This is a genomic window from Janthinobacterium sp. Mn2066, assembly GCF_049319705.1.
Lineage (GTDB): Bacteria > Pseudomonadota > Gammaproteobacteria > Burkholderiales > Burkholderiaceae_D > Janthinobacterium.
Genome location: NZ_JBMOUF010000005.1, coordinates 303,710 through 322,977 on the forward strand (window position 1 = coordinate 303,710; position 19,268 = coordinate 322,977).

The 19,268-nt window shown below is 63.8% G+C and carries 15 protein-coding genes; 11 read left to right on the forward strand and 4 right to left on the reverse strand.

Annotation, left to right across the window (positions count from 1 at the left end; translation table 11 throughout):
* The first annotated feature begins 69 nt into the window (after nt 1-69).
* Genes ACL9RI_RS11875 through ACL9RI_RS11885 form a run of 3 tightly spaced genes read left to right on the forward strand, consistent with a single transcriptional unit; the run spans nt 70 to nt 4,789 of the window.
* Entirely contained in the window at nt 70-1,677 is a 1,608-nt protein-coding gene (locus ACL9RI_RS11875) for an acyl-CoA ligase (AMP-forming), exosortase A system-associated (protein WP_422726773.1), read from the forward strand.
* On the forward strand, nt 1,674-2,897 hold the full coding sequence (locus tag ACL9RI_RS11880) for a pyridoxal-dependent decarboxylase, exosortase A system-associated (protein ID WP_422726774.1): 1,224 nt from the start codon (nt 1,674-1,676) through the stop codon (nt 2,895-2,897). Before ACL9RI_RS11875 ends, ACL9RI_RS11880 begins: the two co-directional genes overlap by 4 nt.
* On the forward strand, nt 2,894-4,789 hold the full coding sequence (locus tag ACL9RI_RS11885) for an asparagine synthetase B family protein (protein ID WP_422726775.1): 1,896 nt from the start codon (nt 2,894-2,896) through the stop codon (nt 4,787-4,789). Before ACL9RI_RS11880 ends, ACL9RI_RS11885 begins: the two co-directional genes overlap by 4 nt.
* Here the strand turns inward: ACL9RI_RS11885 and ACL9RI_RS11890 are convergent.
* Nucleotides 4,713-5,627 carry a polysaccharide deacetylase family protein gene (locus ACL9RI_RS11890; protein WP_422726776.1) on the reverse strand — a complete coding sequence of 305 codons (915 nt, stop codon included), beginning with the start codon at nt 5,625-5,627 and terminating at the stop codon, nt 4,713-4,715. The two genes, ACL9RI_RS11885 and ACL9RI_RS11890, sit on opposite strands and share 77 nt — an antisense overlap.
* A complete protein-coding gene (locus ACL9RI_RS11895) occupies nt 5,624-7,006 on the reverse strand; it encodes a putative O-glycosylation ligase, exosortase A system-associated (protein ID WP_422726777.1) in 1,383 nt (460 codons plus the stop codon). Before ACL9RI_RS11895 ends, ACL9RI_RS11890 begins: the two co-directional genes overlap by 4 nt.
* Nucleotides 7,007-7,029: 23 nt before the next feature.
* Between ACL9RI_RS11895 and ACL9RI_RS11900 the strand changes: the two genes are divergently transcribed.
* The 6 genes from ACL9RI_RS11900 (at nt 7,030) to ACL9RI_RS11925 (ending at nt 15,530) form a co-directional block, all read left to right on the forward strand.
* Nucleotides 7,030-9,114, forward strand: coding sequence for a glycosyltransferase (locus ACL9RI_RS11900; protein ID WP_422726778.1), 2,085 nt, complete (start codon nt 7,030-7,032; stop codon nt 9,112-9,114).
* Between the two features lie 7 nt (nt 9,115-9,121).
* Nucleotides 9,122-10,585, forward strand: a complete 1,464-nt coding sequence (locus tag ACL9RI_RS11905) for a lipopolysaccharide biosynthesis protein (protein WP_422726779.1) — start codon at nt 9,122-9,124, stop codon at nt 10,583-10,585.
* 19 nt (nt 10,586-10,604) lie between these two features.
* Nucleotides 10,605-11,705, forward strand: a complete 1,101-nt coding sequence (locus ACL9RI_RS11910; RefSeq protein WP_422726780.1) for a glycosyltransferase — start codon at nt 10,605-10,607, stop codon at nt 11,703-11,705.
* Nucleotides 11,695-13,230, forward strand: coding sequence for an MBOAT family O-acyltransferase (locus ACL9RI_RS11915; protein ID WP_422726781.1), 1,536 nt, complete (start codon nt 11,695-11,697; stop codon nt 13,228-13,230). Before ACL9RI_RS11910 ends, ACL9RI_RS11915 begins: the two co-directional genes overlap by 11 nt.
* A gap of 2 nt (nt 13,231-13,232) precedes the next feature.
* Nucleotides 13,233-14,423 carry a hypothetical protein gene (locus tag ACL9RI_RS11920; RefSeq protein WP_422726782.1) on the forward strand — a complete coding sequence of 397 codons (1,191 nt, stop codon included), beginning with the start codon at nt 13,233-13,235 and terminating at the stop codon, nt 14,421-14,423.
* Nucleotides 14,424-14,525: 102 nt separating this feature from the next.
* Nucleotides 14,526-15,530 carry a 2-hydroxyacid dehydrogenase gene (locus ACL9RI_RS11925; protein WP_422726783.1) on the forward strand — a complete coding sequence of 335 codons (1,005 nt, stop codon included), beginning with the start codon at nt 14,526-14,528 and terminating at the stop codon, nt 15,528-15,530.
* A 126-nt stretch (nt 15,531-15,656) separates the two neighbouring features.
* On the opposite strand, the gene ACL9RI_RS11930 is transcribed toward ACL9RI_RS11925, so the two are convergent.
* Entirely contained in the window at nt 15,657-16,004 is a 348-nt protein-coding gene (locus ACL9RI_RS11930; RefSeq protein ID WP_422726784.1) for a TfoX/Sxy family protein, read from the reverse strand.
* A 256-nt stretch (nt 16,005-16,260) separates the two neighbouring features.
* Here ACL9RI_RS11930 and ACL9RI_RS11935 point away from each other — a divergent pair, with 256 nt between their 5' ends.
* A complete protein-coding gene (locus tag ACL9RI_RS11935) occupies nt 16,261-16,665 on the forward strand; it encodes a RidA family protein (RefSeq protein WP_422726785.1) in 405 nt (134 codons plus the stop codon).
* A 56-nt stretch (nt 16,666-16,721) separates the two neighbouring features.
* Here ACL9RI_RS11935 and ACL9RI_RS11940 read toward each other — a convergent pair whose 3' ends face one another.
* Nucleotides 16,722-17,627 carry a LysR substrate-binding domain-containing protein gene (locus tag ACL9RI_RS11940; protein ID WP_422726786.1) on the reverse strand — a complete coding sequence of 302 codons (906 nt, stop codon included), beginning with the start codon at nt 17,625-17,627 and terminating at the stop codon, nt 16,722-16,724.
* A gap of 233 nt (nt 17,628-17,860) precedes the next feature.
* On the opposite strand from ACL9RI_RS11940, the gene ACL9RI_RS11945 reads away from it, so the two are divergent.
* Complete coding sequence (locus ACL9RI_RS11945) at nt 17,861-19,249, forward strand: hypothetical protein (RefSeq protein WP_422726787.1); 1,389 nt, start codon at nt 17,861-17,863, stop codon at nt 19,247-19,249.
* The last annotated feature ends 19 nt before the right edge of the window (nt 19,250-19,268 follow it).

Genomic DNA, 19,268 nt, shown 5'->3' on the forward strand with positions numbered 1-19,268 from the left:
GGTCATTCTTCCCAATCATAGCGTGATGCATGGGCCAGCTTGCCTGCGCGCCGTTACAGGGACAACACCATGGCGACACTACTACACGATTTTATTTTCGAGACGGCGCAGCGCGCACCCGGCACGCCGGCCTTGTCCTATCCAGCAGCCTGTCCTGCCCAGTCCAGGCTGCTCAGTTACGGGGAGCTGGCCCGCTGCGTGCGCGATTGCGCCTCGGCCTTGCTGAGCCTGGGGCTGCGGCGCGCGGAAAGAGTCGCCATCTACCTGGAAAAATGCCCTGAGAATGTGGCGGCCATGTTTGGCGCAGCGCTTGCCGGCGGCGTGTTCGTGCCTGTCAATCCGCTGCTCAAGCCGCAGCAGGTGGCGTATATCCTGGCCGATTGCAACGTCAGCATCCTCGTTACGTCGCGCGAACGGCTGGCGCAACTGGCGCCGGCGCTGGCGGCCTGTCCGGACTTGCGCACCATCGTGGTCACGGGTCTTCAGCTGGATGAGCCAGCCGCCAGTGCGCTGCCGCTGATGGCCTGGCCCGCGCTGCTGGCGGCCGGCGCCGATATCCCGATGGCGCCGCACGCCGTGATCGATACGGACATGGCGGCCATTTTGTACACCTCGGGCAGCACGGGCCGGCCCAAAGGCGTGGTCTTGTCGCACCGCAATATGGTGGCCGGCGCGCTCAGCGTTGCCAGCTATCTGCACAACACGCCCGAAGACCGCATCCTGTGCGTCTTGCCGCTCAGTTTTGATTATGGCCTGAGCCAGCTGACGACGGCCTTTGCCAGCGGCGCCTGCGCCGTGCTGATGAATTACCTGCTGCTGCGCGACATTATCGAAACGGTGGAGCAGGAAGCGATCACGGGCCTGGCCGCCGTGCCGCCGCTGTGGATACAGTTGTCGCAGCTGAGCTGGCCCTTGTCATCGCCGCTGCGCTATATCACCAATTCAGGCGGCGCGATGCAGCGCTCTACCGTCGAGCGCCTGCGCTTATCGTTGCCGCGCACGCAAATTTTCCTGATGTATGGCTTGACGGAAGCGTTCCGCTCCACCTACCTGGCGCCGGAACAGCTGGAGCGGCGGCCCGATTCCATCGGCCGTGCCATCCCGAATGCGGAAGTGCTGGTGCTGCGCCCGGACGGCAGCGTCTGCGAGGCGGACGAGCCCGGTGAACTGGTGCACCGGGGCGCGCTGGTGGCGCTCGGTTACTGGAACGATGCGCTGCGCACGGCTGAGCGCTTCAAGCCCTTGCCGCCGCAGGCGACAGGGCTGGTGGTGCCGGAACTGGCCGTCTGGTCGGGCGATACGGTGCGCCGCGATGCGGAGGGCTATCTGTATTTTGTCGGCCGCAGCGACGACATGATCAAGACTTCGGGCTACCGGGTCAGCCCGGCCGAGATCGAAGAAGTGGTGTATGCCAGCGGCCTGGTGGGCGAAGCGGCGGCGCTGGGCGTGCCGCATCCGGTGCTGGGCGCGGCGATCGCCTTGCTGGTGACGGCCGCGCCCGGCATGGAGCTGAACCGCGACGCGCTGCTGGCCGCCTGCCGCGCACGCTTGCCCGCCTACATGGTGCCCGTGTATATCGTGATCCGTGGCGACTGCCTGCCGCGCAATCCCAACGGCAAGATCGACCGGCCGCTGCTGGCGGCGGAACTGGCGGCCGCCCATGGAGACCATCCATGATCGCGCATGCGCCGCAAACGCAGTTTGCCGTGGCCGGCGATATGCTGCAGCTGGGCGGCATCCCCCTGGAGCGCCTGGCCCGACGGGTGGGCCGCACGCCGTTTTATGCCTATGAACGCCAGCATATCGCGCGCCGCGTGGCCGCTTTGCGGGCTGCGCTGCCAGACGGCGTGCACCTGCATTATGCGATGAAGGCCAATCCCATGCCGGCCGTGGTGCAATTGCTGGCGGGGCTGGTCGATGGCATCGATGTGGCTTCGGGCGGCGAACTGGCCATCGCGCTGGACACTGCCATGCCGGCGCAGCGCATCAGTTTTGCGGGACCGGGCAAGGGCGATGGCGAGCTGGCTTGCGCGGTGGCTGCCGGCGTGCTGATCAATGTGGAATCGCTGGTCCAGCTGGAAAAAGTGGCGCAGGCCAGCGAGCGGCAGGGCCTGGCGGGCAGGGTGGCCGTGCGCGTGAATCCCGATTTTTCGCTGCGCCGGGCCGGCATGCGCATGGGCGGCGGCGCGCAGCCGTTCGGCATCGATGTGGAACGGGTGCCGGCCTTGCTGGCGCGCATCGCCAGCATCGGCCTGGTTTTCGAAGGTTTTCATATTTATACGGGGTCGCAAAACCTGTGCGCCACGGCCCTGGCGGAAACCCAGGCACACAGCGTGGAACTGGCTTTGCGCCTGGCAGAGCAGGCGCCCGGCCCCTTGCGCGTGCTCAATATCGGCGGCGGCTTCGGCGTGCCGTATTTTCCTGGCGACCAGGCGCTGGACCTGGCGCCGCTGGCCGACGGCTTGCAATGCCAGCTGGACCGCTTGCAGGCGGTATCGCCCGAGACGCGTCTGAATCTCGAGCTGGGCCGTTACCTGGTGGCCGAAGCGGGCATTTATGTGTGCAAGGTGATCGAGCGCAAGCTGTCGCATGGGCAAGTGTTTCTTGTCACCGATGGCGGCCTGCATCACCACCTGGCCGCATCCGGCAACTTTGGCCAGCTGATCCGCAAGAATTATCCGGTCGCCATCGGCAACCGCCTGCACGCGGGCGAACGCGAACTGGCTTCGGTGGTCGGCCCCCTGTGCACGCCGCTCGACTTGCTGGCCGACCAGATGGAAATGGCACGCGCCGATACGGGCGACCTGGTGGTGGTGTTCCAGTCGGGCGCGTATGGCTTGACGGCCAGTCCCACGGCCTTCCTCAGCCATCCCTTGCCGGCCGAGGTGCTGGTATGAGCGGCATCTGCGGCTGGCTGGCGGCGCAGGACAATACGGCGCCCGATAATGAACGGCTGGTGGCCACGATGGCCGAAGCGCTGGTGCGCTTTGACCGCGTGCCGGTGCAGCTGCGCAGCGGCGACGGCAGTGCCGTGGCCGTGGCCGCCTGTGTGGGCGCCAGCCATGTGTATCAGAAAGAGGGCTTGCTGGTGGCCATCTGGGGCCGGCCCGAGCTGGACGGTTCCAGCCTGGAAGTGGCGCGCCGGCTGGCGCCCCTGTGGCTGAGCCGGGGCGTGGCTGCCTGCGTTTGCCTGTCCGGTCCGTTTGCGCTGGCCATCCTCGATGAGTTTTCAGGCACGGCTTTGCTGGCCGTGGACCGGGCGGGCCAGCATCCGCTCACTTATCTGCAGCATGCCCAGGGCTTGTTCTTTGCTTCGTCGCACGACGCCATGCTGGCCCATCCCGCCGTGCGCGGGACGCTCGATCCGCAAGCCCTGTATAACTACCTGTACTTTCATATGGTGCCTGGCCCGGCCACCGCTTACCTGGGCCAGCAGCGATTATTGCCAGGCGAATATCTGCATGTGCAGCAGGGCAAGCTGTGCAAGGGCCAGTACTGGGATTTGTCGTTCAGGGAGGCGCCCCGGACCAGCGGTGCGGCGCAGGAACAGGAGTTCCTGCGCATCTTGCGGCTATCGGTACAGCGCAGCCTGGGCAGCGAGGTGGACACCACGGGCGCATTTCTCAGCGGCGGCACCGACAGTTCCAGCATTGCCGCCCTCATCGGCAAGGTCACGGGCCAGCCGGCGCGCACCTATTCCATCGGTTTCGATGTGCCCGGCTATGATGAAATGGCCTATGCGCGGCTGGCCGCCCGCCACACGGGCAGTATCCACCATGAACGCTATGTGACGGCCGACGACGTGCTGGCCGCGATCCCGCACATCGCCGCCGTGTTTGACCAGCCGTTCGGCAACGCATCGGCGATTCCCGCCTTTTATTGCGCGCAGATGGCGCGTGAAGATGGCGTGACGCGCTTGCTGGGCGGCGATGGCGGCGATGAATTGTTTGGCGGAAATGAGCGTTATGCGCGCCAGGCCTTGCTGTCGCGCTATGACAGCGTGCCGGCCATGCTGCGCCAGGCCATCATCGAACCGCTGCTGTTTCGCCCACACAACAAGCGGCCGTGGCAGCTGGCCAACAAGCTGCGCCGGTATATCGAGCAGGCCAGCCTGCCTTTGCCGGCCCGCCTGGAAAGCTACAACCTGTTGCAGCGGTATGGCCACCGCACGGTGCTGGAAGACGATTTTATCGACACCATCGATCCCGGCGTGGCGCCCGGTTGCCTGAATGGCGCGTACTGGCAGCGGCAAGACCTGAAGCTGAGCCAGATCAATCAACTGCTGGCGCTGGACATGCGCTTTACCCTGGCCGACAATGACTTGCCGAAGGTGCGCAAGGCGTGCGAGCTGGCTGGTCTGGAAGTGGCTTTTCCCTTCCTGCACGACGAGATGGTGGCTTTTGCGGCCGGCCTGGCGCCTGGCGACAAGCTCGACGGCATGCAGCTGCGGCCGTTTTTCAAGCGGGCCCTGGCCGGCACCTTGCCACCGGCCATCTTGCACAAGAAAAAGCACGGTTTTGGCTTGCCGTTCGGCCTGTGGCTGCACAGCCATGCGGGCTTGCGCGACTTTGCCTTCGATAACCTGGGCCAGCTGCGCCGGCGCGGCATCGTGCGGCCCGCCTTTCTCGACGACCTGCAGGGGCGATTGCTGCAGGAACACCCGGCTTATCACGGCACCATGGTGTGGATCCTGATGATGCTGGAACAATGGCTCAGCTTGCATCCTGTGGCCGCAAGTTCCGCTGCAATCGCCACAGAAACATCAATCGCCCTCGATCCCACGGCGTAAAGCGGGGCAGCTGGAACAGGTCCAGCGACGGACCTGGCCGGCTGGCGCCCCAGTCCGTCGCCACGGCTGCCGTAAAGCCCAGCGATTTCACCATCTCGACGTGGCGCGGACCGTAATCGCGGCCCCGCTTGCCGTTCGGATACGCAAACAAGGTCACCGGGGTTTGCAGCCATTGCTCCAGCTGAGCCTTGCCAGCGGCGATTTCCCGCTGCGCAGCGTGATCGGGCAGGACCGACAGGATGGGGTGGTGCACGGTGTGCGCGCCGATCTGCATGCCGGCCTGCTGCAACTGGCGCAACTGGGACACGTTCAGCATCAGCCCGGTTTGATGAGCCGACCTGCCGATCTGTCCTGATACACTGTCGCGCTGTGCGAACGGCAGGTATTTCAGCTGGCCCAGCAAGTGGACGATGGCGGCCTGGCGCTGGGCCAGGTTTCTGACGGGCAAGCAGCCCAGGCCCCATGGCCGCAAGTCCAGGCTGGGGCCGGGAGCATGGCGCACGGTCTCGATCACCTTGTCGTTCCACATGGTTCCCCCGCCCAGATAGCCGCTGGCGATAAAAAAAGTAGCGTGCAAGCCATGTTGTTGCAGTAAGGGCAAGGCGATCTGCGCATTGTCGGCATAACCATCGTCGAAGGTGATGCAGGCCGCGCGCGCTGGCAGCGTGCCGTCTTGCAGGCGCTGCAAAGCGAGTGGCAAAGGCAGGGGTCTAAAGACAGTTTTCAGCAATTTTAATTGCTGCTCGAACTGGCGCGCATGCACTTCGCCGGGAAACAGCGGATCGGGCCGGGCCAGCACGCGGTGGTAGATCAGGATCGACAGGCTGGCTGTGTTCATGACTGGACTTGTCCGGTCAGCAATTGCCGTTCGACCACCATGCGCGTGGCGATCAGCACGGCCATCAGATAATAGGGCATGTCGAAATATAGCAGGCTGAGGAAGGCGCCGCCCACGGCAAAGCCGATCATGCTGGCCTGTATCATGGTCGCCAGGCCCAGCGCCCAGCGCAGCTCGGCCGCATGGCGCGTCAGCGTGATGATGCGGCTGGCGGCGCGCCAGGTGGCGATGCCCAAGGCCAGGTAAATCGCCAGGCCGACAAAGCCGTGTTCGCCCAGCACCTGGAAATAAATGCTGTGCGCCGCATGCACATCCATGGGGTTCGGCGCATAGCGGGCAAAGATGGATGGGTCGGACACGTCGAAGCCGCCGCCCAGGAAACGGTCGCGCGCCAGGTTCCAGGCCATCTCCCAGGCGTTCAAGCGGCCCTGGGCGGAACTGTCTTCCTGGTAAGTGTTAATCGACTCCATGCGTTCGGACCAGCGCTCGGGCATGAAGGCCAGCAACAGCGGCGCAACCAGGCACAGCAAGGCGCCCAGCGCCACCTTGCGCCCGCTCTTGATCCACATGAACAGGCACATGGCGGCGATTGCCAGCAGCGCACCGCGCGAATACGAGCCCAGCGCGGCCAGTGTGGACAGCAGCATGGCGGCGCTCATGCCGTGGCGCAGCCAGCGCTTATCGGTGTTTTGCTGCAGGTAAAACATCAGCGGAATGGTGATGATCAGGGCCAGGGCCAGCGCATTGTTGTCGCCGATAAAGGTTTCCTCCGGCCCCCAGACCCGCTCCGTGCCGCCGCTGCGGATGGTGAAGATGCCGCCTTTCACGCCGTAATAGCCGAGCGAGCCGACCAGCACCCACACCAGGCGCAGGATGTCTTGCCGCGTGCGTATCACCATCATCACCACAAAGCTCATCAGCATGATCTTCATGACCTTGTTCCATTGCACCCAGGACGATTCGGGCAACAGCGCAAACGGCGCCGTGATATTCATCCAGGCAACAAACATCAGCAGCAGCACGCTGACGGCAGTCAGGGGCAGGCTCTTGGGCGTGCGTGAAATCAGCAGGCTGAACATGGTGACGATGGCGATGATGAAGGCGAACGGCAAATGGGTGGCAAAGCCCCAGGCCTGGGTATGCGGATTCATGACGCTGACCCAGACCCACATCAGGCCGCCTATCGCCGGCGACTTCAGGATGAAGGGCAGGGAGCCGAGGATCACGAGGGTGACGAGGATATCGCGCATGGAGCCTGGGCTGTGGTGGAAGACGGGGGGCTGAGCCTTGATGCCGCGCAAGAGGCTGCTGGGGAGGCTCAGTACACTGCTCAGTACGGTACTCAGTTCGGTATTGAATCTGCGAATCAGTTTTGCCATGGTAAGACGAAGGAGGCGCGCCCTTGTTGACCGTTCTCATGCCTACCTACAATGGCGAGACCACCTTGCCCGAAGTGCTGGGCGCCTACATTCGCTTGCTGGCGCCGCCCGGTGGCTGGCGCCTGATCGTGGCCGACAATGGCAGCACAGACGGCACGGCCGCCGTACTGGCGCAGTTCCACGGGCGCTTGCCGCTGAGCGTGGTGCAAGTGGCGCGGCGCGGCAGGAGCGCCGCCTTGAACGGGGCCGTGGCGCACGCCTTGCGTGTGGCCGGCGATGGCAGCGAGCTGTTCGTGTTTGGCGACGATGACGCCATCCCCGCCCGCGACTGGCTGTGCCGCCTGGCCGATTGCGCACGGGTCCATCCTGGCCGCGCCCTGTTCGGCGGCGCCATCGTGCCTGCCTGGCGGGTGCCTCCCGCGCCATGGCTGTGGCGCCTGACGCCCGAAGGCTTGACCTGGGGCGTGACCAGCCCCGCGCTGCGCGACGGCCCCGTCTATCCCGGCCTGGTGTGGGGCGCCAACATGGCGATCCGGCGCCGCATGTTCGAACTGGGCGCCCGCTATGACGAAAGCATCGGCCCGAAAGGCGCCAGTTACGCCATGGGCAGTGAAACCCGCCTGAACCTGCAGATGTACCAGGCCGGCCATCTGCCCTGGTTTTGTCCGCAGGCCAGGGTATTCCACATTATCCGTGCGCATCAGGTGGAGATGGCCTGGGTGGTGCGCCGTGCCTATCTGTTCGGACGCGGCAAATGCCGGCTGCAAGTGCCCGAACAAACGGTGGAATGGCTGGGCGTGCCCCGCTGGATGCTGGGACTGTATGCCTGCCACCTGGCCGGCAGCGTGCTCGACTGCTTGCGACGCGACCAGCAATCCCTGTTCCAGCGGCGCTGGGAAATGGCTTCCTTGCGCGGTTTTTTCCATGAAACCTGGCGTGGGCGGCGCAAACGGCTACCCCGCATCATGATCAGCAGTTATTCAGGCGAACTGGGCGGCATGGAGCTGCGCATGGCGCAGGAGGCGCGCGTGCTGGATGCGGCCGGCTACCACAGCATGCTGGCGCTGCGGCGCTTTCCCGGATTTCACGCCTGGGCGCAGGGGCTGAAGGCGGAGCAGTTGCGGGTCAGCATCTACGAACCGCCGCTGTTCATCGAGCACTGGGCCTGGCGGCGGCTCAATCTGCTGCGCGCCAGGCTGCTGGGCGCCTGGCGGCTGCGGCGCTACCGGCCCGACCTGGTGCACGTGGCGTTTTGCTGGACCACCTATGGCGCGTCGATCCTGTGGCAAGCCAGGCAATGCCGCCTGCCCACCGTGATCAGCGTGCACAATGCCTTCCCGCTGGAAAGCCTCAGTGCCTGGCAGCAGCCCTTGATGCGCGACGCGTTTCGCAGCGTAAAGGGCGTCTACGCCGTCTCGCTATCGTCCATGCAACATTTTCTGGCGCTCTACCGCGACTGGCTGGCGCCCGGCACGCGGCTGGCCGTGATCCCGAACGGGGTCGATACGGACCGTTTTATCGTCTCGCCCGCCCGGCGCGAGCAAGCCCGCCGGCGTCTGGGCGTGCCGCAAGACGCGCTGGTGATCGGTTCGGTGGCGCGGCTGTCAGCGCAAAAGCGGCCGCAGGAACTGCTGCTCCTGTTTCTGCGCCTGCGGCCGCGCTTCCCCGGGCTGTATCTGGTGCTGGCCGGCGCCGGTCCGCTGGAAGCGATGCTGCGGCAACAAGTGCAGGCGGCCGGACTGGGCGGCTACGTGATATTTACCGGCTTCCAGCAGCGCGTCGATTTGCTGATGCCCGCCTTCGACCTGCATTTGCTGCTCAGTAAAAACGAAGGTTTTGGTATTTCCACCATCGAAGCCATGGCCTGCGGCGTGCCGGCGGTGGGCACCGATGTGCCAGGCACGGCCGATATTTTGCGTGGCAGCTGCGGCGGCCTGCTGCTGCCGCTCGATGATGCCCACGCCGCTTGCGACGCTGTGGCGGGCTTGCTGCAGGATACCCCCAGGCGCACCGAGATGGGACGGCGGGCCAGGATCGAGGCGGAACAGCGGTATTCCATGCAGCGGCTGGAGCAGCAATTGCGCAGCTTTTATGCAGGGCTGGTCTAGCATCGCCATGAACGCGACACAACATTCCTTGCTCTTTTCCTTTGCCGAGAAATATACGGTGCTGCTACTGGGCACGGTAGCGACCATGGTGCTGTCGCGCCTGTTGACCCCGGCCGAGGTGGGCGTGTATTCGCTGGGCGCGGTGCTGATGGCGCTGGCCCAGGTGGTGCGCGATTTTGGCGTGGGGCAATATCTGATCCAGGAAAAGATGCTCGACATGGACAAGCTGCGCGCCGCCCTGGGCACCAGCCTGATCGTGGCCTGGCTGCTGGCGGCGCTGGTGCTGATCGCCAGCGGGCCCTTGGCGCATTTCTACGAGGAACCTCGGCTCAAGCTGGTGCTGCAACTGCTGGCTATCAATTTCCTGCTGATCCCTTTCAGCGCCTTGACCTTGCCCATGTTGCGGCGGCAACTGCGTTTTCGCGCCATCTATGCCATCAACGCGGCCAATAGTGTGAGCAATATGGTGGTCGGCGTGAGCCTGGCGCTGCTCGGTTGCAGTTACATGAGCCTGGTGGGCGCCGTGCTGGCCGGTTCGCTGGCGTCCTTGCTGACCAGCCTGGTGGTGCGTCCCCCCGAATTGCCGTGGCTGCCATCGCGGCGCGGCATGAAAGCCATCATCACTTTTGGCGCCTATACGACCGGGGGCGGCCTGGTGGACGAAGCAGGGCTGGTGGCGCCCGACCTGATCATCGGCAAGATGATCGATGTCGAAAGCCTGGCCCTGTTCGGCAAGGCGCAAAGCATGCTCGGCATTTTTAACCAGGCCATTACCAGCGCCATTTCTCCCGTGGTGTTTCCCCTGTTTGCACTGCGTAATCGCGATAATCGCGAGGAGGGAGGGGCCGTGCCCGTTTACTTGCGCACCATCAGTTGCATGACGGCGCTGTCGTGGCCGTTTTTCCTTTTCCTGGCGTGCATGGCCTTGCCTTTGGTCAAGGTGTTATACGGCGAACAATGGAGCGCCTGTGCGCCCTTGATCAGCATCATGTGTCTGTCGGCGGCACTGCTTAGCATGTTCAGCATGGCCCGCTATCTGTTCGTGGCGACGGGGCAGATGCGGGCCCAGGCCAGGCTGGACGCCTGGGCCGGGCTGTTGCGGGTGGCGGTCTTGCTGGGAGCTGCACCGTTCGGTCTGCTGGCGGTGGCGTGGGCCGTGGTGATCAGCGCCTTCTTGCGCTGCTGGCTGATTTACCGCTGTTTGCGGCGCTTGAACGGCCTGGATTGGCGTGTGCTGTTGCAGACCTTGCGCAAGAGCATGGCCTTGTGCGTGCTGACGGCGGCGCCACCGCTGAGCATGCTGGTATGGCATCCGCACGTGACGCCGCTGCTGGCGCTGGCCGTCACGGCGCTGGCCATGCTGGCTTGCTGGATCGCCGGCGTCTTTTTGCTGAAACATGATATCGCCACCGAGTTCCTGTTGTTGCAGCGCAAGCTGACGGGCCGTCTGTTTGCGACCAGATCACACTGAACCAGCTGAAAGGATGTCCATGCGTGTCGGCATTTTGTCTTACCCGATGCTGTTTCAGCGTGACGGCGGCCTGCAGATACAGGTGCGCGAAACCGTTGCTGCCCTGAACCGTGTGGTGCCGTGCGCGCCGCGCTACCTGCAGGTGCAACTGGTGGACGCCAACCACGGCCGGCTCGGCGACTATGACCTGATCCACGTCTTTTCATGTGCGAACGGCAATTACCGCATCGTGGAAATGGCCTGCGAACTGGGCTTGCCGGTGGTGCTGTCGCCGCTGCTGTCGCCGGGCTGGAACCGGGCCGCCGCCTGGCGCGCCCGGCTGGCCGACCGGCTGGCGGGCCGCTTGACGGACTGGATGGTGCAAACCAGCTACGCCCAGAGCAAGCGGGCCTTGCAGCTGGCCAGCCTGGTGATCGCGCTGGGCGAGGCGGAGCGCACGGCCATCGTCCATGGTTTCGACCTGAGCGAGAGCAAGATCAAAGTCTTCCCCAACGGTATCAACCCGCATTTTTTTACGGCCAATAGCGATCTGTTCCGGCGTGAAACCGGCTTGGAACGGCCATTCGTGTTGATGGTCGGCAGTATTTCTGCCTATAAAAACCAGCTGGGACTGGCGCAGGCGCTGGCCGGCAGCGGCTTGCCCGTGGTGCTGATCGGCGCCGCACCGCGTGCCGACAGGGCGTATCTGCAGCAATTGCTGGCCTTGCCCCATGTTAGCTGGCTGGGGCCGCTCGACCATGCCGACCCGCTGCTGGCCAGCGCCTACCATGCGGCGGCTGTGGTCGCCTTGCCCAGCCAGGGCGAAGTGTTTCCCTTGTCCGTGCTCGAAGCGCTGGCGGCCGGCACGCCCGTGGTGATGACGGCGCAAAGCGCGCTCGACTTGCCCGCTTCCGCGTTTGCATTGCGCAAGGTGTCCTGGGACGATGGCCAGGCGCAAAGGCAAGCTATCGAGCAACTGGTGGCGCAGCGCCCCGAACGGGCCGCCGTGCAGGCGCTGGTGGAACAATTTACCTGGGACCGGGTCGCTTGCCAGATCGCCGATTGTTATTTCGGCTTGCAGGCTGGCGCTGGTGCACGCAGCGCCCTGGCCGGGCCGGGCAGGAGGCGCCATGTTGTTTAACTCGTTTGGCTTCCTGTTTGCTTATCTGCCGCTGGTGCTGGCCGGCTACTTTTTGCTGGGGCGGCTGGGCCGCCATCGGCCAGCGGGCTGGCGCAGCCGTGCGCCGGCTGCCTGGCTGGCGGCCGCTTCGCTGTTTTTCTATGCCTGGTGGGAATGGCGTTACCTGCCGCTGCTGCTGGCCTCGATCTGTCTCAACTACACGGCCGGCCGCTGGATCGCCGCTGGCACGGGAGCGGCGCGCAAGCGTCTGCTGGTGCTGGCGCTGGCCGTGAACCTGGCGCTGCTGGCCTACTATAAATACGCGAATTTCTTTATCGATAGCGTCAATGCGGCGGCCGGCCTGCACTGGGCCGATTGGCAGATACTGCTGCCGATCGGCATCTCTTTTTTTACCTTTACGCAGATCGCCTTTCTGGTCGATTGCTACCGGGGCGAAGTGCGCGAATACCGTTTTATTCACTACCTGCTGTTCGTCAGCTATTTCCCCCACCTGATCGCCGGCCCCGTGCTGCACCACCGCGACATGATGCCGCAATTTGCCGACCCGGCCAACAGCCGGCCGCACGCGGCCAACTTCGCCATCGGCCTGTCGATCTTCGTGGTGGGGCTGGCCAAGAAAGTGCTGATTGCCGACAATTTGTCGCCGCTGGCCATGCCCATCTTTGCAGCGGGCGCCGAACCGACCCTGATCGAGGCCTGGATAGGCGTGCTGGCCTACACCTTCCAGCTGTACTTTGACTTTTCCGCTTACTCCGACATGGCCATCGGCCTGTCGCGCCTGTTTGGCGTCAAGCTGCCGCTGAACTTCAATTCGCCATACAAGGCGGCCAATATCGCCGACTTCTGGCGCCGCTGGCACATGACCTTGTCGCGTTTCCTGCGCGACTACCTGTACATCGCGCTGGGCGGCAGCCGCCGTGGCGCTGTCTTGCGCTACCGTAACCTGATGCTGACCATGCTGCTGGGCGGCCTGTGGCACGGCGCCGGCTGGACGTTTATCATCTGGGGTGGCTTGCACGGCCTGTATCTGGTGCTGCAGCAAGCCTGGCGCCACCTGTTTGGCGCGGCACAAGCAGGGCGCTGGTGGCCTGGCCTGCTGACCTTTTTTGCCGTCATGCTGGCCTGGATTTTCTTCCGCGCCCCCGACGTGGCCACCGCCTGGGATATCCTCGGCGCACTGTTCGGCGCCAACGGCGTCAGCCTGCCACGGGGGCTGGTCGGGCAGGGGGCCTTGCTGGCGGCCTGGGGCATGCATCCCGCGTTCGATGGCATCCGCTGGATCGAACTGGCCGGGCCCGGCTTGCCGATCTTGCTGGGCGCCATGCTGCTGGCTTTCAAGGCGCCCAATACGCAAGAAATATTCTGTCACTACCAGCCTGCGATTGAAAGGATATTTCAACCTGCCGGCCGCTGGACGCTGAACTGGCGGCCCACGCGGCGCTGGAGCGTGGGCCTGGCCGTCTTGTTCATCGCCTGCATCTTCGGCATGAACCGGGTCAGCGAATTTCTCTACTTTCAATTCTGATCATGGATACTGCCGCCCGCCGCTATCTTGCCTGGTTTTGCGCCTGCGTACTGATCGCGCTGGCGGCTGTCTCGGCCCTGAATTACCGCATCGATCCGTATCTGCTGCACCAGTGGGACAGCCCCTTGCTGCAGCGCCTGCGGCCCACCTATGAAAAACTGAGCGTCTGGGGCAAGACCTATGCCGTGGCCCGCTACCGCCCGGCCGTCGTCTACATCGGTAATTCGCGCACGGAAATCGGCTTGCCCACGGCCGTGCGGCCGCTGTTTGGCGGCTTGACGGTATTTAATAGCGCGGTCTCGGGCGCGTCGATCGGCGACGCCATGCGCCTGGCCAGCCATGCGGCCAGGGTCAGCCATGTCGATACCCTGGTATGGGGCATCGATGCGCCCTCGTTTTCCCTGGAACTGGGCTCGGCCGGCGTGGAGCCGGGCCTGACGGACGGCGGCCCGGCCTTTTTTGTCCGCCGCGCGCTGCTCAACCTGAAGCGGGGCTTGACGCTGGACATGACGCGCGACAGCTGGCGCATCCTCAACGGCAGTTATGACGGCGTGTGCCTGTCCAGCCTGGCTTTGCAGGGCCAGCGCGACCAGTCCTGCATCGACAAGCCCAGCTATGGCTGGATCGGCACGGCGCGCGCCATGCAGCCGCGCCTGCAAGAGTTCGCCGATGGCCTGGGACCCACGGCGAGCGCGCTGCAAGCGTTTGAAACCGGCGTCGCCAGGCTGTGCCGTGGCGGCACGCGCTTGCGCCTGTACATCAATCCCACCCATGCTTTGAGCATGGATGCCCTGTATTGGCGCGGCAAGTGGCCCGCCATGGAACGGTGGCAAGCCAGCCTGGCGCAACTGGCCCAGGATCAGCGCGGGCAGGGCTGCGATGTGCGCGTATTTGATTTTTCCGGTTTCAACAGCATCACCAGCGAAACCATCCCGCAAGTGAGCGGCCAGCGCACCATGCAGTATTACTGGGAAGCCTCGCATTACCGCGACAATGTGGGCCACATGATATTGGCGCGATTGTTTGGCGGTGAACCTTTGCCACCCGACGATTTCGGTATCGAGCTGATGCCTGCCAGCCTGGCCTTGCATCATGCCGCCATGCGGGCCGCGCGCGACCGCTATCACCAGGCGCATGCCGAAGAAACGGCCTTCGTGCGCGCTGCGCTGGCGGCACCGCGCATAAAAGAGTAAAGCCTTGACGTCGTGTGTGGCGTGCGCTCATACGCTTGCGTTATGATGGCGTTTTGACATGCGGCAATTAATTTTGCCTGCGCACTTCAACCGGGACGCCCCATGAAAATCGCCTTTTTTGGCAGCCAGCCTTACGACCGCCGCTTCTTCGACGAAGCCTTGCCATCGCAACCGGACGCCGCCGGCATCGAACTGATTTACCACAGCGCCTTGCTGGAACAGGAAACCGTGGTCCTGGCGCAAGGCGCCGACGCCATCTGCGTCTTCGTCAACGACGTGCTGGACGCACCCGTGCTGGAAGCCTTGCACGGCTACGGCGTGCGCGCCATCCTCTTGCGCTGCGCCGGCTACAACAACCTGGACCTGGACGCGGCCAAGCGCCTGGGCTTTTTCGTCGCCCGCGTGCCCGCCTATTCGCCGGAAGCCGTGGCCGAGCACACCCTGGCGCTGGTGCAAACCTTGAACCGCCACACGCACCGCGCCTATGCCCGCGTACGCGAAGGCAATTTTGCCCTCGATGGCTTGCTCGGTGCCACCTTGCACGGCAAGACGGTGGGCATCGTCGGCCTGGGCAAGATCGGCCTGGCCACGGCCCGCATTTTTAAAGGTTTCGGTTGCCGCGTGCTGGGCCACGACCCATATCCGGCGCCGGCCTTCGACGGCCTGGGAACCCTGGCGGAACTGCCGCAACTGCTGGCCGAATCCGATATCGTCTCGCTGCATTGCCCGCTGATGGACAGCACGCGCCACATGATCAGCGCCGACACCTTGCCGCTGATGAAGAAGGGCGCCATGCTGGTGAACACCTCGCGCGGCGGCCTGATCGACACGGGTGCCGTCATCGACGCCCTCAAATCGCGCCAGCTCGGCTCGCTCGCCATCGACGTCTACGAACAGGAAAGCAGCCTGTTCTTCCAGGACCGCTCGTCCGACATCATCGACGACGACATCTTCCAGCGCCTGATGACCTTCCCCAACGTGCTGGTCACGGGCCACCAGGGCTTCTTCACCATCGAAGCCCTGCGCGAAATCGCCGCCATCACCTATCACAACCTGGACTGCTTCAGGCAGGGCAAGGTTTGCGGCAATAGCGTGCTGGCTGACTAGTGAAGTGCCGGGGGCAGATCCGCCGGGGGAATGCTCTCCAGTGGAGAGCATTCCGATCCCGCAGGGACTGACCCCCAGTCTTTGCTTGTGGGGGAAGTAGTGTTAATAGTAATCGCAAACTAAAGCTTATTTCAGCGCTTTCGGCGGCGCTTTCGGTTTCGGTGCCGGCAAGGCATCGGCCGTGCGCCGTGCCAGCTGGGACAGCCAGTCGCGCTCGTCCCACAGTTCGCCGTCGATCAGGAAATAGGGCTTGGCTTGCGGGTAGGGCGGCGCTTCCTGCAGCGTGCCTTGCGCACTGATCCATGCCCGTCCGGCATCGGTCGGCTTGATGAATAGCTGGTCGTCGGCCACGATGGCGAACATCTTGCCGTCGCAATATACCCCATATTCACCAAACATCTTCTTGGCGCTCAGGCCGCCCGCGCCCGCCATCTGGTCCAGCAGAAAATCCACCGTGCCTTGCTGTGATGCCATGTTGTCTCCCCGTCATTGAAACGTCAGTGTAGCCCATTGCAACGCTTTCGATAAGGTGTGCGAAGTGAGGCCGGCATGCTTCATCGCAAGCATTTTATTGTCTATCTGTATGGATAGTCATGGCGTAAATGCGGTCTGTTGTTGCTTGTTTTAATTCAATAAGATGCTCATCAGTTTCAGGCATCGGGCAAGTCAGCAAGCCCGGATGCGGAAACTTTTTTGATGATCGTATAGACTAAACACGCAAAGGAATACCATGAGCAAGCCTGAATTTTTCCTCACTCCCGGTTATGGCCCGCTGTTGCAAAAGGAACTCCATTATTCGCAGGCCGTAAAAATCGGCAACCGCGTGGAAACGTCTGGCCAGGGCGGCTGGGACGATGAGTTGAATTTCCCGGCATCCATTGAGGATGAGATCGCCCAGGCCTTCAAGAACCTGGACCGCACCCTGGCGACGGCGGGCGCGACGTGGGAACATGTGGTGCACGTCAATTCCTACCACGTGGGTGGTTTCCCGCCGGAAGTCAATGCCACCATGACGCGCCTGTACCGCCATTACATGCCCGATCATTCGCCGATCTGGACGGAGACGGGCGTGAGCGCGCTGGGATTGCCGCAAATGCGGATTGAAATCCGCGTGACGGCGATTCTGCCTGAGTAACTTTCCTGGGTAATTTTCTTGGGTAATTCGCCCATCCACGGCGCCCCTGTCCAGTTTCAGGACAGGGGCGCCGTCTCGCTGTAGGTTTGCAGCAGCCAGTCGATAAACACTTTCAATCTCGCATTTTGATGGCGGTTGGGCGGGTACAGCACGTGCAAGGGGATGGCGGGCCGCGACCATTGCGGCAAGACCTGCACCAGCTGGCCTGCATCGAGGTACGGTTGCACCACGCGCTGGAAGTGCTGGCCGATGCCCAGCCCGGCCAGCAGCATTTCTTTCAAGCCATTGCCGTCATTGGTCGAAAACACCGTGCTGGCCAGGGTGTGGCGTTCGCTTCCCTGTTCAAATACCAGCGCATCGAGCTTGCCCGAGGCGGCAAAGAAGTAGCCGGCCTGCACATGGCCTTGCTGCAAATCCTGCGGTGTGGCCGGCGTGCCCGTGCGTTCCAGGTAGGCGGGCGCGGCGCACGTGATGTATTGCAAGTCGGTGATCTTGCGGCCTATCATGCCCAGCTCCTCGAGCTTGCCTGCGCGTAGCACGCAGTCGACGCCTTCGCCCACGATATTGACGGCCCGGTCGCTGATGCCCAGCGCGATGGTGATGTCCGGATAAAGCCGGTGAAAGTCGGGCAGGGCAGGAATCAGCAGGCAGTTGGCGAACGAGGCGGGCGCGTCGATGCGCAAATGGCCGCCCGGCTTGAGCTTGTTGCTGCGCGCAGCTGTGTCGACAGAATCGAGTTCGGCGATCAGGCGCGCAGCGTGGCTATAGTATTCGAGGCCGTCCGAGGTGGGCGCGACGGCGCGCGTGGTGCGCTGCATCAGCCGGATGCCCAGGTGCCGCTCCAGGTCACTGATGAGTTTGCTGACGGTCGAGCGCGGCAAGCTCAGCTGGTCGGCCGTGCGGCTGAACGAGCCGTTTTCCACGACGCGCACAAAGGTCCGCATGGCGAGTAGTTGGTTCACGGTGAGGCCTGTGGATGGTGATGACAGGGCTGGCATTGTACATAAAACCGCGCACTCGGATTTGTCATGCTGGAATTTGTTCGGTTTTTATGATGGGCATGAGCGTCCACTGTTGACGGCGGAGCGGATGCCAGGCCAGCCGGGACGGGCGGATATTGTTAATACTATGCAACATTAAACCACCGCTGCTAGAATTGGAGAGATTGCACTATACACATCGATAGGACGACCATATGCGTTTCAAGTTAGCCATGACTGCCGCCCTGGCCGTCATCACGGCACCGATCATGTCGACGACGGCGACGGCCCAGTCACCCGCTACAAGCTCTGCTACTGCGCCCGCATCGGCTGCCACTTATGCCATCAGGCATTTGGATAACGACATCTTGCTGGAAGCCTACAAGCAATCGATCAGCGATGCATCGCATGGCAAATACCTCGACGCGACCTTCGGCATGCTCAAGCGCCTGGGCGTCCAGCGGATAGAGCAGATCGATGACCCGGACGTGGTCGATCAATGGGCGCAGGTCATGTCCTGCATGACGGGTCTGCCCACCTTCAACCCGGCGAAAGGCGCCGATTTCAAGGTGCCCGCCGAACAGGTCGCCGACCTGCGCACGGCAGACGCGGTGGCCGCCATACCCGAAATCGTCCGGCGCGCAAAAGAAACCAGCATCGTCATCCTCGATGAAAACCACCTCGATCCCCGCGGCCGGGCCTTCGGGCTGGAAGTGGCGCGCGCCTTGCGCCCGCTCGGCTATACCGTGCTGGCGGCCGAAGCCTTGAAACGCGACGTCGAGGATGCCGCATCGTTCAGCAGGATGGCGAAGCTGGCGGCCGATGGCTATCCGCGCCAGGCTAGCGGCTATTATCTGGACGATCCGGTGTTTGCCGATTTTATCCGCCAGTCGCTCGCGCTGGGCTACCGGCCCGTGGCGTACGAGTCGACGCGCACCGACTATGCCAAGGACCCGCTCGAGGCGCAGGGCCAGCGCGAGCAGGACCAGGCCGATAACCTGATCCGGCGGGCGCTAAAGCAGTACCCGGGCGCGAAGATCCTGGTGTATGTGGGCGAGCACCATATCGCCGAACGGCCGATCGCGGCCGAAGGCGGCAAGGTGGCGATGATGGCCGAGCGCCTGAAGCGGGTCACGGGGATCGACCCGTTGACGATCGACCAGGCCGGGCTTTCGTCGCTGCCGATGAACCGCCCCGACGCCGACCTGTATGCCATCGCGGCGCCCAAGGCGCAGGGCCAGTCCATGGTCCTGATGCGCCACGGCCAGCCGCTGGTGGTGGGCTTGCTGGCCGGTTCGGTCGATCTGCAAGTCGTGCATCCGCCCACCGTGCAGGCTGGCGGCCGGCCCGACTGGCTGACGATCATGCAGCGCAAGACGGCGCCGGTGCCGCAAGAGTTGCTGCCGGCATCCGGCATGCGCCTGGTGCAGGCTTTCGTGGCCGGCGAGGAAGAGGACGCGATTCCCGTCGATCAGGTGCTGGTCAGCGCAGGCACTGCTGCGCCGATGCTGATGCTGCCGTCGCAGCCGGTGCGCTACGCCGTGCAAGACATCGGCTGGGATGCCGGCGCCAATGATGGGAAACCTAACCAACCAGCGCCATAGGGCTGGTAGTAGGGCGCTG

Excerpts from the sequence above, each read along its gene's own strand:
- ACL9RI_RS11875 (WP_422726773.1), top strand. The coding sequence starts at position 70 with ATGGCGACACTACTACACGATTTTATTTTCGAGACGGCGCAGCGCGCA.
- ACL9RI_RS11880 (WP_422726774.1), top strand. The coding sequence starts at position 1,674 with ATGATCGCGCATGCGCCGCAAACGCAGTTTGCCGTGGCCGGCGATATG.
- ACL9RI_RS11885 (WP_422726775.1), top strand. The coding sequence starts at position 2,894 with ATGAGCGGCATCTGCGGCTGGCTGGCGGCGCAGGACAATACGGCGCCC.
- ACL9RI_RS11890 (WP_422726776.1), bottom strand. The coding sequence starts at position 5,627 with ATGAACACAGCCAGCCTGTCGATCCTGATCTACCACCGCGTGCTGGCC.
- ACL9RI_RS11895 (WP_422726777.1), bottom strand. The coding sequence starts at position 7,006 with ATGGCAAAACTGATTCGCAGATTCAATACCGAACTGAGTACCGTACTG.
- ACL9RI_RS11905 (WP_422726779.1), top strand. The coding sequence starts at position 9,122 with ATGAACGCGACACAACATTCCTTGCTCTTTTCCTTTGCCGAGAAATAT.
- ACL9RI_RS11910 (WP_422726780.1), top strand. The coding sequence starts at position 10,605 with ATGCGTGTCGGCATTTTGTCTTACCCGATGCTGTTTCAGCGTGACGGC.
- ACL9RI_RS11915 (WP_422726781.1), top strand. The coding sequence starts at position 11,695 with ATGTTGTTTAACTCGTTTGGCTTCCTGTTTGCTTATCTGCCGCTGGTG.
- ACL9RI_RS11920 (WP_422726782.1), top strand. The coding sequence starts at position 13,233 with ATGGATACTGCCGCCCGCCGCTATCTTGCCTGGTTTTGCGCCTGCGTA.
- ACL9RI_RS11925 (WP_422726783.1), top strand. The coding sequence starts at position 14,526 with ATGAAAATCGCCTTTTTTGGCAGCCAGCCTTACGACCGCCGCTTCTTC.
- ACL9RI_RS11930 (WP_422726784.1), bottom strand. The coding sequence starts at position 16,004 with ATGGCATCACAGCAAGGCACGGTGGATTTTCTGCTGGACCAGATGGCG.
- ACL9RI_RS11935 (WP_422726785.1), top strand. The coding sequence starts at position 16,261 with ATGAGCAAGCCTGAATTTTTCCTCACTCCCGGTTATGGCCCGCTGTTG.
- ACL9RI_RS11945 (WP_422726787.1), top strand. The coding sequence starts at position 17,861 with ATGCGTTTCAAGTTAGCCATGACTGCCGCCCTGGCCGTCATCACGGCA.